The 15,205-nt window shown below is 33.4% G+C and carries 8 protein-coding genes; 6 read left to right on the top strand and 2 right to left on the bottom strand.

Annotated features, from left to right (window positions below):
• The first annotated feature begins 163 nt into the window (after positions 1-163).
• From E0Y80_RS08235 to E0Y80_RS08210, 6 genes are all read left to right on the top strand, one after another.
• On the top strand, positions 164-1,297 hold the full coding sequence (locus E0Y80_RS08235; protein ID WP_156307190.1) for an NAD(P)-binding domain-containing protein: 1,134 nt from the start codon (positions 164-166) through the stop codon (positions 1,295-1,297).
• A gap of 131 nt (positions 1,298-1,428) precedes the next feature.
• The gene (locus E0Y80_RS08230; RefSeq protein WP_156307189.1) at positions 1,429-3,882 is read left to right on the top strand and encodes a ThuA domain-containing protein; all 2,454 of its coding nucleotides are present in this window, start codon (positions 1,429-1,431) and stop codon (positions 3,880-3,882) included.
• Between the two features lie 394 nt (positions 3,883-4,276).
• Positions 4,277-8,182, top strand: coding sequence for a response regulator (locus E0Y80_RS08225; protein ID WP_156307188.1), 3,906 nt, complete (start codon positions 4,277-4,279; stop codon positions 8,180-8,182).
• Positions 8,183-8,184: 2 nt separating this feature from the next.
• Positions 8,185-8,544, top strand: coding sequence for a response regulator transcription factor (locus tag E0Y80_RS08220; RefSeq protein WP_156307187.1), 360 nt, complete (start codon positions 8,185-8,187; stop codon positions 8,542-8,544).
• Positions 8,545-8,548: 4 nt separating this feature from the next.
• Complete coding sequence (locus tag E0Y80_RS08215) at positions 8,549-9,616, top strand: hypothetical protein (RefSeq protein WP_156307186.1); 1,068 nt, start codon at positions 8,549-8,551, stop codon at positions 9,614-9,616.
• Positions 9,616-13,026: a sulfatase-like hydrolase/transferase gene (locus E0Y80_RS08210; protein ID WP_156307185.1), complete on the top strand. Its 3,411-nt coding sequence runs from the start codon at positions 9,616-9,618 to the stop codon at positions 13,024-13,026. Before E0Y80_RS08215 ends, E0Y80_RS08210 begins: the two co-directional genes overlap by 1 nt.
• Here E0Y80_RS08210 and E0Y80_RS08205 read toward each other — a convergent pair.
• Together E0Y80_RS08205 and E0Y80_RS08200 are read right to left on the bottom strand one after the other, a co-directional pair.
• Complete coding sequence (locus tag E0Y80_RS08205; RefSeq protein ID WP_156307184.1) at positions 13,023-14,276, bottom strand: YaiO family outer membrane beta-barrel protein; 1,254 nt, start codon at positions 14,274-14,276, stop codon at positions 13,023-13,025. The genes E0Y80_RS08210 and E0Y80_RS08205 overlap by 4 nt on opposite strands.
• A gap of 238 nt (positions 14,277-14,514) precedes the next feature.
• Positions 14,515-15,108, bottom strand: coding sequence for a hypothetical protein (locus E0Y80_RS08200; RefSeq protein WP_156307183.1), 594 nt, complete (start codon positions 15,106-15,108; stop codon positions 14,515-14,517).
• Between the last annotated feature and the right edge of the window lie 97 nt (positions 15,109-15,205).

Below are 15,205 nucleotides of genomic sequence, written 5' to 3'. Positions count from 1 at the left end.
AGAAATGCCCCAAAAGTTAGACACTTATTTGGGGCATTTTTATGTGTAAAAACCAAAGGCACAATTTCGAATTTCCTAAATTGGAATTTATTATCTTATTTTTAACTGATCATACACAAAGCTATACGGTTATCAATTAAAAATATTTATTTCAGCTATTTTCATGAAACCACAAAAGGACGCTATAATTAATGAGACTGAGAGGAAAGCACGAAACCTTGATGTATATTATAAAGTAGATATCGTTGTCATAGGCGCCGGGCAAGCAGGGCTTTCCGCAGCGTATCACTTAAAACGTGAAGGAATAGAGCCGGGAAAAGGATTTGTTGTTTTAGATGATGAATTTGGTTCGGGTGGAGCATGGCAGCATCGCTGGGATTCTTTGACACTGAGTAATGTCAACGGTATTAATGATTTGCCGGGTATGAGTTTTGAAGAGGCAGTGAATAAAAATGATCCAGAAATTCAAGCGAATGTAGCAATCCCTCAGTATTATGAAAAATATGAAAAGGAAAATCAACTACCTATTATCCGTCCAATTCGAGTTGTCGAAGTAACAGAACGCAATGGTCGATTCCTGATTCATACAAATGGAGTCCAATTTTCTGCAAGGGGAATAATAAACGCAACTGGTACATGGAAAACACCAAATTGTCCCCATTACCCAGGTTGGGAGAAATTTAAAGGAAGACAATTACACACAGGAGAATATAAAAACGCAAAAGAATTTATTGGTAAACATGTCATTATTGTTGGAGGAGGCATATCAGCTGTTCAGCTTTTAGGGGAAATATCAAAAGTCACCGAAACGACTTGGGTAACTAGAAAACCGCCTGACTTCAGGCATTACGAATTCAATCCTGAATTAGGTCGTGAAGCTGTTGCAATGGTAGAAGATCGTGTACGAGAAGGATTGCCGCCTAAATCAGTTGTCTCTGTTACTGGATTGCCTATAACTCCTGCTATTGAAGGGATGCTTAAAAATGGAATATTGGAAAGGAAACCAATGTTTCAAGAAATAACTGAAAAGGGTGTAAAATGGGAAGATGGAACTACGCTCGATGCTGATGTAATTTTTTGGAATACTGGGTTTAAACATTCCTTAGACCATTTGGCTCCACTTAATCTCATAAACGAATTGGGGGGAGTAGTAATGTCAGGGCAATTGGCGACTCAGGTAGAAAAAGATCATAGAATTCACTTAACTGGATATGGACCTTCTTCTTCAACAATTGGTGCAAATCGGGCAGGGAGAGCTGCAGCTAAAGAATTAATTGCTGAATTAAAATTAAAGTAAGAGTTGTAAAATTTTTAGTGATGTTGTTTGCAGTGAAATAAATAATTGCATATTTGTTTTTTTGCTAACATTTGCTAATTTGGTAAAACGGATTAGCAAAACCTAAACACAAAAATTTAATAAACTCAAATATGATTAAACAATGTTTTACCAAGTTTCTTCTCCTGCTTCTAGTAATGGCAGTTGTAAGTTCTTGTCAACAAAAACGTTCTGGAAAACCTAAGGTTTTGGTTTTCAGCAAAACTTCAGGCTTTCATCATGCCTCAATTGCTAAAGGTAATGAGGCAATCCAAAAATTAGGGCTAGAAAACAATTTTGATGTAGATACTACTTCAAATGCCGATCTTTTTCTAGAAGATTCATTGAAAAACTATTCAGCTGTCATCTTTTTAAATACATCCGGAGATGTGTTAAACAATTATCAAGAGGCAGATTTTGAACGTTATATTCAGGCAGGAGGGGGCTTCGTGGGAATTCACTCTGCAGCTGATTCTGAAATCGATTGGGGCTGGTACGGAAGACTTGTTGGTGGATATTTTGGATCATCTCCTGTTGTCAAAAAAGCAACCCTGACAATTACAGACAAAAATCATCCAGCAACTAAATCTATCGGTGATACTTGGGAGGTTACAGATGAATGGTATACATTTAAAAAGTTATATGAACCTGTAAAAGTTTTAATGACTGTAGATAAGGCAGTTTTTGATAATCCAAATGAAGTTCAAGAAACACCAGTTGCATGGTATCATGAATTTGATGGTGGTCGATCATTCTATACAAGCTTAGGTAATGAAGATGCTGAGTATTCAGAATCTAATTTCTTAAAACATATATTAGGTGGTATTGAATATGCAATAGGTAAAAACTATGTGTTGGATTATAAAAAAGCAAAAACCAAACAAGTTCCTGCTGCGGATCAATTCAAAAAAGTAACCATGGTAGAAGGAGAATTCTTCGAGCCAACTGAAATGGCAATTCTTCCTAATCTAGATATTTTAGTTGCTCAACGCCGCGGTGAATTGCTCCTATTTAATAAGGCAACCAATAAAGTATCGCAGGTTGGTTTATTGAATGTTTATCATAAAACAGAAGTGCCTAATGTAAATGCTGAAGAAGGATTTATGGGATTGACTGTCGATCCAGATTTTGCAAAAAACAATTTTATTTACGCATTTTACAGCCCAAAAGATACCTCTGTCAATAGACTTTCCCGCTTTGTATTCAAGGATAATAAACTTGATTTAGCTTCTGAAAAAGTTGTTTTACAATTTTATTCTCAACGTGATATTTGCTGTCATACTGGTGGATCATTAGCATTTGGAAAAGATAGGACCTTATTTATTTCAACAGGTGATAATTCTACGCCATTTGATGAACCTAACCAAAAGTATGTTAGTAATGGATATTCTCCACGTGACTCTAGAGAAGGTCATGAACAATATGATGTAGCACGTGCTTCTGGAAATACAAATGATTTACGCGGAAAAATCCTAAGAATCACTGTTAAAGAAGATGGTACTTATGATATTCCTGCAGGAAACTTATTTGCTAAAGGTCAAGAAAAGACTAAGCCTGAAATTTATGTCATGGGAAATAGAAATCCATATAGAATTTCAATCGATAAGAAAAATGGGTTTTTATATTGGGGTGAAGTTGGTCCTGATGCCAATAAAGATTCTGTTGGGCGAGGTCCTAGAGGTTATGATGAAGTTAACCAAGCAAGAAAAGCTGGATTTTTTGGTTGGCCATATTTTGTAGGAAATAACTATGCTTATAATGCTTACAATTATGAAACTGGCGTTTCTGGAAATGCTTATGATCCTAAAAAGCCAATTAATGATTCTCGCAATAATACAGGATTGACTGAATTACCAGAAGCTAATCCAGCCTTTATTTGGTATCCGTATGGTGATTCTCCTGATTTTCCTCAAGTTGGATCAGGTGGTAGAAATGCAATGGCGGGTCCAATTTATTATTCAGACCTATTCCCACAAGAAACTAGATATCCTGATTATTATGATGGTAAATTAATTATCTATGACTGGATCCGTGGTTGGATTAAAGCCGTAACGATGTTGCCAAATGGTGATTTCGACAAGATGGAGCCTTTTATGGCAGGCACGAAATTCAATAGCCCTATTGATATGGAGGTTGGTCCTGACGGTAAGATTTATGTTTTGGAGTATGGCTCAGGATGGTTTACTCAAAATCCAGATGCAGCCATTTCAAGAATCGATTTTACTCCTACAAATAGCAATTCAAAAACTGATAAAAATATAGCCGCTGAAAATGGAGCTGCAGGACCTATGGGACATCAACAAGGACCAGCAAAACCTAAAGGTGAAAGCTTAATTGAAGCGTCTGATTGTAAATCATGTCATGCTATAGATAAAAAATCGGTTGGTCCTTCTTACGTAGAAGTTGCGAAACACTACAAGGATAATAAAGATGCTCAAGCCATCTTGGTTAAGAAAATCAAAAATGGTGGAAGTGGTGTTTGGGGGGAAGTAGCTATGGCTGCCCATCCAAATATTAAGGATGAAGATTTAAATGAAATGGTAAAATGGATTTTATCGCATAAATAGAATAAACTATATAAAATTTAAAGCATGGATCATTTCGATCCATGCTTTTTTTTTGCCTTTTCGACTGAATAATTCTTGTTGATTATTCAATTTAAATAGGAGATAAATTTATTAAAAGAATAATTTTTTATTATCTAAATATTCATTGACATTAAGTTGTAGAGGCTCAGCTACATATGGAATTACAAAAACATTTTTAATGCTTTTGATGAGTATATTTCACTCTTAACGAAATATTTTATTTGATTGTCTTTTAATTTGGTTAATTATTTTTATAATCATAAAAAAATTTTAGAACTAAACGGTAAATTTTTGGTTTTAATTAATGTGATAACATGTTATGAGCTTAGATATTCCTATATTCGGAATGTATTAATCTACCAGAAAATTATCTATGAATATCCCTGTGGTTCCGGAAAATGAGTCGGAGAGGCTAGACAATCTTTATTCCTTTGGCTTAATTGGATTAGGAAAGATGCCTGAATTAGATGTGTTTGCAGAAATAGCTTGTCGTATTTGTAATTGCCCAAGCTCAATTATTGCAATCATGGAACAGGATATTCAAAGAATCCAAAGTTGTTTCGGTATTGAATTAGAAACTGTAGAAAGAAAAAACACAGTTTGCCAATATACTTTATTAAGTGAAAATCCACTCATGATTGAGGATACTTTTCAAGATGAAAGAACTGCCCTTAATCCCTTAGTTCAGGCTGGTCATATTAGATTTTATGCTGGTGTTCCTCTCTTAGATGATCGTGGTATTGCTTTAGGTACACTGTGTGTTATTGATTATATCCCAAAAAATCTAAATACAGAACAGTTAGATGAACTCCAAAAATTGGCAAAAGCCATCGTTGCGGTTCTGCTTGCAAAACGGAAATTGAATCAAGCCACATATTTTAGAGATATACTTTCAGTAACTCAAAATATGATTTGTGTATTGAATGATGATTTTACAATTAAGGAAGTAAATCCTGCTTTTGCAGCATTAATGCAAGTGCCAGTAAAAGAATTTTCTGGACTGAATTTATTAGATATACTTCAAGTACATGACTCAAATATTCAAACAAAATTTAGATCCATTAAAAATGGAGAAAAACATATTCAAGTACAAACTCAAACTTTATTGGATGGTGAAACCAATGTAACCATTGATTGGCATCTTAAGTTAGATTCTGACAATAAAGAAATCTTTGCTTTCGGGAGAAATATTACCAAGGAAAATGCAGAAAAATTAAAACTCGAAATATCTGAAAGGAAATTTAGAAATTTCTTTGAAAATGGTATTGGGCTTATGAGTATGCATGACCTTCATGGAAATATCCTTGAAGTAAATGATAAAGGAAGAAAAACCCTTGGATATAATAAAGATGAGGTGCCACATCTGAATTTATTGGATCTAGTTCCCGAAGAAAATAAAAGTTTAATCGAACCCTACCTCAATAGAATTAGCAATCTAGGGGAGGATAGTGGGATGATGGTTATGAAGCATAAAAATGGAGAGTGGATTTATTGGTTATATAATAATATTCTCGAAGAAGATGTCAACGGAAAGAAATATGTCGTAAGTACTGCTTTAAACTTATCAGAACGTATACTTCTGGAAAAGGATTTGCTCAATACAAAACAGGTCTTAGAACAGACAAATCTAGTTGCGCAAGTAGGGGGATGGGAAGTTGATTTAGTCAAGAATGAGGTAAAATGGTCAGACTCAACAAAGTTAATACACGGTGTACCATTAGATTTTCAACCAAATTTAAATAATGTGTTTTCCTTCTATGATGAGGAAGATAAAGGTAATATAGAACAAACTTTCCTAGAAGCCATAAAAACAGGCAAATCCTATGATTTTGAAATAAAATTACGCAGACCAGATTCTGAAGAAATCTGGGTTCGAATTAAAGGAATTCCTGAAGTGGTTGATGGTCAATGTAATCGTATTTTTGGAATTATTCAGGACATTGACCAAAGCAAAGAAATTTTTGTAGACCTTGAATTAAAGGAAGCTATCCTTCAAACTTTCGTTAAGCATGTGCCAGCAAGTGTAGCGATGTTTGATAATAATTTAAACTATATAACCATTAGTGAACAGTGGCGAGAAGAATTTCATCCAGAAACGGAAATTACCAATGATACCAATATCTATGATGTTTTTCCGAATGTCCCTCAGAATAGAAGGGATATTTATCTAGAAGCCTTACAAGGAAAATCATATAAAAATGCAAATGAAATAGTTAGGTCAGGTAATCAAGAGTTTGAACAGCATTATAATTGGGAAGTTCGCCCTTGGAAATTTTCAGACCAATCTATTGGAGGAATTATCATTTTCTCCCAAAATATTTCCGATCAGGTTAAAATCAATGAAGAACTTAAAAATGCCAAGAAATTAGCAGATTTCGCGAGTAAAGCAAAATCCGAGTTTCTAGCGAATATGAGTCATGAAATTCGTACTCCTTTAAATGGTGTGATAGGCTTTTCAGATTTACTCCTTAAAACACCTTTAAATGAACTTCAAAAACAATATTTAAAATATGTCAATGAATCAGGGAATAACCTCCTTTCCATCATCAATGATATCCTAGATTTCTCCAAAATTGAATCTGGTAAGTTAGAGTTCTATATTGATCGTTTTAATATTTATGAGCTTGTCAACCAAGTGATACATGTCATAATTTATCAAGCCCAGAAAAAAGGTGTTGAACTTCTTCTAAATATTGAGCAAGGACTGCCACCTTATATTTTTATTGATGAATCTAGAATAAAACAAGTCTTGATAAACCTGCTCGGAAATGCCATTAAATTTACTGATTCCGGGGAAATCGAATTAAGAGTAGAACAAGTCGATTTAAATAATGATGAAGTAAGTCTTCGATTTACAGTGAGGGATACAGGTATAGGGATTCCTGAAGAAAAACAGCAGCGAATTTTTGATGCTTTTATGCAGGAAGATAGCTCTGTGAGTAAAAGATTTGGTGGTACTGGACTTGGACTGACCATCTCAAATAATATTCTTAAATACATGAAGTCTGAACTTGTTCTTAAGAGCACTGTAGGAATCGGTTCCGAATTCTCATTTGATATAACTGTTCCATTTGAAACCACTGTGGAGCAAGAAAAGGAGTTGAATATTAAAACAGCATTAATTGTAGATGATAATGCATCTAATCGAATGATTTTGGATCATATGCTCAATTATAAAAACGTTCAGACCAAAAATGTTTCTAATGGGTTTGAAGCCTTACAATTGATAGCAAGAGGTGAGCGTTATGACGCAATATTAATGGATTATAGAATGCCGATCCTTAATGGTTTGGAAACTATAGAGAAAATTAAAAGCATCTATGCTCAAAATGAAGAACAATTACCAATCCTTGTACTTCATACTTCATCAGACGATCAAGATCATATTGGAGCCTTTCGTATTGAACCAAATTCATATATCCTTCCCAAACCAATAATCTCTGAGGATTTATATCGTGTTTTAAGTAATTCAATTGCAACTCCTATAACAAAGAATATTGCGAAAGACCAGGAAGAAAAGACTTTACCTACGAATTTGTTCAATGTTGATTTTAAGGTTCTCCTAGCAGATGACAATCCCGTTAATATGGCGCTAAATTTAAGGCTTATTGAAAGCATTCTACCTAATTGTAGTACAGTGTCAGTGGAAAATGGATTAAAAGCTCTTGAAGAATGCGCACGTAAACAATTTGACCTAATCCTTATGGATATCCAAATGCCAGTCATGGATGGATTAGAGGCAACTAAGAAAATAAGGCAACTTGATGGTTATGGTCAAATTCCAATAGTAGGAATTACTGCAGGTAATGTAGTGGGAGAAAGGGAAAGATGTTTACAAGTAGGAGTCTCTGATTTTCTAACAAAACCAATTAAAACGGAAGAGTTTAAAAATGTTGTCCATAAATCCCTTTCAAATTCTCTGTTTAATTCAACATTTGATGAACCCCAAATTCAGCATATTGATTTTAATAAAATTGAAGAGGTTACTGATAATGACTCCATTTTTAAACAAGAATTCCTTGGTTTGATAATCAATGAACTACAGTTATTGGAAGTGGACCTAAATCAGGTCTTGAATGACCGAGATTCAGATTCCTTAAATAGGATTTTACATAAAATAAAAGGGACTTCAAGTACTGCTGGATTGCTTGAATTGAATAAGATGATAGTTCATTTTGAAAATAAAATTGATGGTCATTCCGATGTTTGGAATGATATTCCATCATTATTCACTGAAATTGAAATTTTACTTAAACTATTAATTGATATAAAGGAGTAGATATGATTGCGTTATTAGCCGAAGACGATGAATTAATCCTCAAAACTATTGAGCATAAACTAAAAAAAGAAGGATTCTCAGTCACTTTAACCCGAAATGGACTTGAAGCAATTGAATTGTTGAAAAAAGAAAACTTCGATTTAATAATTAGTGACATTATGATGCCATTTGCATCTGGAATTGAGATTCTTGCCGAATTAAAGGCCTTGAAAAAAGAAATACCAGTATTAATGCTTTCCAGCATGGGGCAGGAAGAAATTGTTTTGGAAGCTTTTGATTTAGGAGCCTCAGATTTTATGATTAAACCCTTTAGTCCAAATGAATTAATCATCAGGATTAATCGTCTGTTGAAAATAAAATAAGCCAATGGAAAAGGCATTGACCCTTCATGATTTAAACTTAAGTATACTCGTCATCCTGATCCTTGTATTCATATTTATTTTGGGTCTGTTGATTTATTCCTTTCGGGAATATAAACTCGAAGCAAATCGACAGCAGTGGAAAAATAAATTGGATAGTTTCCTCATGGAGGCCATAGTAGAGAATAATATCACCAATATTCCTTTACAGCATGAATTAGTGGAACTTTCTAGATATGCCGGGTTTAGGAGATTTTTCCTAAACCAATTGATATCTTCTGAACGAAAGTTCTCGGGTGTAGCAAGTAATGTACTACAAGCTGTGTTCCATCAATATAATTTAGACGAGGAGTCATTTCGTTTACTAAATAGTTCAAAAGCACATCTAATTGCCCGTGGGATTCAGGCATTAACAATCATGAAAGTCAACAGTGCTTATCCAACCATTTTAAATTTTCAACAATACAAAAATGAACTAGTTCTTCATGAAGTACAGTATGCAATGGTTCAGTTTGATGGATTTAATGGACTCGCATTCTTAAATCAACTCCAACTAAAGCTGTCAGATTGGCAACAATTGAGAATCTTAAATTCCATCAAATCATACCCTCAAAATTCCTCGGATAAATTGAGTGAATGGCTGGATTCCTCAAATCCTTCAGTGATTATTTTCGTACTTAAAATGATCCGTAAATTCCAAATCTTTGAATTGCATCCAAAATTAATGAAAATGCTACCCTTGCATAAGGATCGTATTCAAACAGAGATCATCAAAACATTATTTGTGATCGAAACTGACCAGACTTTCGATTTATTGGTTAATGAGTTTTCCAAGTTAACTGAGAAAAGTCAACAAGAAGTGATTGAGGGATTTGGACATAACCGTGCTTATGACCAATTGAATTTTCTAAAGGACCAGTTATTAAATAATCCAAATAAACAAATAAAAGTATTTGCTGCTGAAGCATTGTACAACCTAGTTGAAGTAAATTATTTAATCAATTTAAGCGACACTTTACAACCACAAGATCCTACTGTGTTAGTATTAAACCATGCTTTGCAAAGAAAAATATAATGGAAACTACTAAAATCATCTATCATATTATTTTATGGTTATTCTTTTTGTATTCCATGGGTATTTTCAGTGTATATACCTGGATTGCTCTATTTTCTTATGGTGCCGTTTTACGTTATAAACATGGAAATATTTTTACTGATTATTCTATAATAGCTTCTAACCCTAATGCTCCAAGTTTCAGCTTGATCGCTCCAGCTTACAATGAAGGAAAAACAATAGTTGAAAATGTTAGGTCTTTACTGTCTTTATATTATCATAAGCTGGAGATTATTATTGTGAATGATGGGTCAAAGGATGATTCAATTGAAAGGTTAGTTGAAGCTTACCAGTTAGAAAAAGTTTCATATATCATACCCGGAAACTTACCTACTCAAGAGGTAATCCAAGTTTATAAAAGCAAGAACCCGGCATTTAAAAAATTAATTGTTGTTGATAAGAAAAATGGAGGCAAAGCCGATGCATTAAATGTAGGTATCAATATCTCCAAAAGTGATTATATCGTTTGTATTGATGTTGATTGTATTATTGAGCAGGATGCCATATTAAAACTTGCAAAACCATTCATGGAGCAAACGGATAAGAGATTGATTGCATGTGGTGGTGCTATTCGTTTAGCAAATAATTGTGTAGTTGAAAATGGAAAGGTTTTGGAGGTTAACCTGCCTAAAAGTTGGATAGGGAGGAGTCAGGCATTAGAATATATCCGTGCATTTGTTTTGGGAAGGATGGCATGGTCTAGAGCAAGTGGGTTGATCTTAATTTCAGGAGCTTTTGGAGCCTTCGATAAAGAAATTGTACTCGCATGTGCTGGCTATGACCATAAAACAGTAGGTGAGGATATGGAACTTGTGGTCAGAATGCGAAGATATATGATCGAGAATAATCTCCCTCATCAAGTCATTAATATTCCGGATCCACTTTGCTGGACAGAAGTTCCCGAAGATAAAGAAATCCTGAAAAAACAGAGAAATCGATGGATGAGAGGTACGATGGAAACTTTATGGAAACATCGTAAATTAATGTTTAACCCCAAATATGGGAAGTTAGGAATGATTAGTTTACCATATTGGTTCTTTTTTGAGTTTCTAGGACCATTAGTAGAGTTTTCAGGTTATGTGATTTTCTGGTTATTCCTTTTTATGGGGCTGTTAAACGGGACCTTCTTTTTATCTCTGTTTACCTTAGTCGTTTTCTCCAGCGTCTTATATTCTATTTATGCCATTTTCGTAGACTTATTAAGCCACCAAGTCTACTCCAAACGAAAGGATTTAACTAAATTAATTGTAACTGCTATCCTGGAGCCATTTTATTTCCATCCATTGGTTACTTGGTCAGGAATTAATGGAATAAAGGATTTTTTTGGCAAGAAAAAAGCCTGGGGAGACATGGCCAGAAAAGGTTTTTCCCAAGAAGCTGATGAAAATTTCAAGGAAAAAGCTCTTCGATATCTAAAATTTATATTGAAAGAACTTAGCTCAATTGCACTTATATTTATTCTTCTGATTTCGATATTTACTGTTGTGGAGTATTTAATTTATTCAAACTCTATCCAACAGTTTAGTAATATAGTTTCTTTTTTGGTATTGTTAGCAAATAACCTGCTTTACGGTTTTTCACTACTTTTCATCATCATAATTATTTACTCCTTATTGAACCTTTTCAGTAGAACCTTGTCGAAGTCATTCATTCTCTTAACTATTGCCACCGTTTTACTAGCTCAATTGTTATTAGCCTTTTATTTTTCTGAATCAAAAAATTTATTAGGTCCTGATTTATTCTTTTATTCGTTTGAAGAATTTAAGAATATCCTTCAGGCAAGCGGTGTATTAAGTTTAATAAATATATTTTTGCTATTAGTCTCTTTCTTTGGTTTGTACTTCTTAATCAGGTGGTTTTGGTGGAAGAAAAGTTTTTCGATAAAACTGGTAAGCTTTATCCTTATACTTTCTATCCTCTCCATATCCATATTATCTTTATTTGGGGAATTCAAAAGCGCTGGAGCCAATGATTTTTTAGAAACCACAGAACGGAGTAAAATTGGATACTTTGTAAAAAGTAATTCTGAAATGGTATTAAATAATTGGGAAGACCAATTATCTATTAATTCAAACAATCAGGCTTATGCAAAAATTACTTCCGAATATCCATTTTTAGTCGAAGATCAAACCAAGGACTTTCTAGGACCATATTTTAACTATAGTAAAAAAACACCAAATCTAGTTTTAATAATTGTGGAAGGCTTAGGAGCAGCATATTCCAATCCTACAGGATACATTGGCGATTTTACTCCATTTTTATCCAATTTAAAAACTCGTTCTTTGGTATGGGAAAATAATCTAAGTTCTTCCGGAAGAACATTTTCTGTATTGCCAACGATTCTAGGTTCACTACCTTTTGCAAATTCAGGATTTTTAGAATTGAAAGTTTACCCCAACCATTTTAATCTTATCAATATCCTAGCAAAAAATTCATTTAAAACCGGCTTTTATTATGGTGGAGATGCTGAATTTGATTTTATGAAAAAATATTTGACATTCAATAAGATAAATGAAATATTGGATCAGTCAAATTTCCCTAATACCTATCAAAAATTACCCAGTAATTCAGGCGAAAGTTGGGGCTATGAGGATCAAGCAGTTTTTGATCAACTGGCAAAATACCCAGTGGATGGTTCCAATCCTTACTTTAATATTGCATTGACACTGTCTACACATAATCCATTTTTAATTAACAATGAACCTAAATATGCAAAAATGTTTGAAAGTAATTTGAGTACCCAAAAAATGACAAAAACTCAAAAGGATTTTGCTATAAGTAATAAGAAACAACTTATTTCAGTATTGAATTTGGACGATGCCTTGAGGGAATTCTTCGAAAAATATCAGAAAAGAGAAGATTTTGATGAGACTATTTTTATTATTACTGGTGATCATAGTATGCCTGAAATTCCTCTTCAAAATAAAATCGACAGATACCATGTTCCTCTAATAATATATTCTCCATTATTAAAAAAGCATCAGAAGTTTAACAATATTGTAAGCCATTTTGACATTGCTCCAACCATACTTGCTTTTTATAAAGCAAATTATAATATGAATATTCCTGAAAAAGTCACTTGGCTTGGAAAAGGTTTGGATATTGGAGCTGATAAAAATGCTTGGGGCGCTCCAATGATGCAAAGTAAATCACAGTTAATTGATTTTGTTCAAGGAAAAATCCATATCAATGAAAATAAATCTTTTGTCCTTAACAATAGATTGGAGGAAGATGAATCAAATAATAACCAAAGTTCAAATACTGCAATTGAAGATTTCAATACGTTTAAGAAACTGAACAAAAAATTTGCATCTGATCTAAAATTATTACCAGATTCAATATATAGGTCATACTTTGCTGACAAACCTTAGAATCTTCTTCGATAACCAATACTAATATCAAGTTGATTATCTCTTACCTCAGGTTTGTATTCTACGTTATAATATGTTCCAGTTATGGAGAAGATATTTTTAGATTTAACTGAGAAATTATAATCCAAACCTGTTTTAAATGTTTTAAGTTGGTAGGTTGCATCATCCCATAGATTTTCACGGTTTTCCTCTGGACTAAATCCTGATCCGACAATAAATCCTAAATAGTCATCGGAACCTTTAGTGTAGTATCTTATCGTTGCAGCATAGGACTGTGAAATATTTTGATCACCCGGAGTTAAATAGGTGCGAGCATTAAACCAGAAGTTTTTATAATATTTGCCGACAGAAGCTGTATACATCCAAATATTTTCGGTGAACCTTAATTGACGATAACCGATTTCAGCCTCAAAACTAGCCGGTAGGTTTGCATATAAGGATGCACCGGATCTAAATTTCGGAAATATACCATTGTTGTTTGAATAGCCTGCCCCTAAATACATATAGAAAATTTTCGATAGGCGAGGGTATGCCTCCAACTCAAACTGTGTACCATTGCTGCCAAACTTGTTTGCAAAATTTGTTCTGAAAATAAAAGAACCAATGCTAGTTCCTCTTTTATATTGAAGCCCTACAATATGCCAATTATCATCAAATTGTTTGTCAAAGTACATCCAATTATAGTTTATTCCAACCTCATTTATGGCAACCTGATCTTTTATCGAAACCTGTAATTTTCTCGCATCTGAATTTTGAGGATCAATAGATAAAACTTCATCTAATGTGTTTTTAGCACCGCTAAATTCTTTTGTCGAAGCTTGAATTTTAGCTTTTAATATCAATAAATCCACAGACTTATCATCGATAGCTAAACCTTGGTCAACTATCCTTAATGCTTCAGGATAACTATCTTCCCAATATTCTAATGATCCGTAGGCAAAATAAAAATCCGAATCTTTTACCTTTTTTGCTTCTAAGGATTTAAATACCATTCTAGCAGAATCAACCTTATCCATCCATGTATAAAGTCTCCCTAAAAATATACTGATATCTGTGTAATCCGGACTTTTAATCAATGCAGTTGTCGACAGCTCTACAGCAGCAGGATAGTTTTTGTGCTCAAATGCTTGTGTTCTTGCACGCTGGAATAATTCATCAGAATTTAATTCGCTATTCTGTGCGAAAACAAACATTTGGTTAGAACTGAAAAATAATAGTAATGCAAATAATAATGCCGATTTGATTTTCATATTAGACTGCTTTGATAGCTTTCAAAGGTAAGATGTTTAAACGTATATACACATTTTTTAAGCAAAAATTTCTCTGTATTTTAATTTATTACCTATTGTAATTGATACGTTTAAGGTCTAATATTCTCTGCAATTATCGATATCATTAAAAATAAAATCAAAATAATACCCTATGAAAAGATAGATCTCGAAAGAGTACTTTCATAGGGTAAATTTTTTTAAATATTTAAGACAATAATTATCTCTTTTTTATCTGATTATATAATTTGTTTTTTGCCTTAGCGGCATTATCGCTTACTTTTCTGAATACACCTCCGTAGCTACCTTTAATCGCTTCATTCCCTTTTGAAACTAAATCAAACTCTACTTTGAAGTTTTCACCATCCCTTGATACTTTCACTGTTCCATCTGTTATCTCAACAACCTCATCAGCTTTATTCGTATCAATATTCATATTCCGGATAAAGATAGCATCATTTAAAAAGTATTTCCCTTCTACATTTTCTTCCCCTTTAACATATTTAAAAGTACCTCCTTTAAACTCTTTTTCAGGAGAAAATAGATCCAAATAAATATATACTGGAATCAGTGGATCGCTATCCGATTTAATGTTAAAAAGATATAATTCGGTATTGCTAAACCCTTCATCATACCCTAAGTCATCATAACCTCCAGCGTTTATTGGATAACTGGTCCCTTTGTAGGTGACTTCATCATGGGTTTCAACATCTGGATTGGAATTATCCTTGTCCTTGGAGCAAGAGATCATTCCGAAAATCATTACCGCAATGACCAAGATTTTGTTAATTGCATTTAGTGGGTTAGTTCTCATAAATTAAATTTTAGATGAATATTTAATAGTAAGTGTTGTGATTATTATGTGATATTGTCCGAAAAGATTATCTACATAACACTTAATATAAACATTT

The organism is Sphingobacterium endophyticum, from assembly GCF_009733535.1.
In the GTDB taxonomy this organism is placed as follows: domain Bacteria; phylum Bacteroidota; class Bacteroidia; order Sphingobacteriales; family Sphingobacteriaceae; genus Sphingobacterium; species Sphingobacterium endophyticum.
The sequence above is the reverse complement of the archived record's forward strand: the minus strand, read 5'-3'. Positions and strand labels throughout refer to the sequence as shown.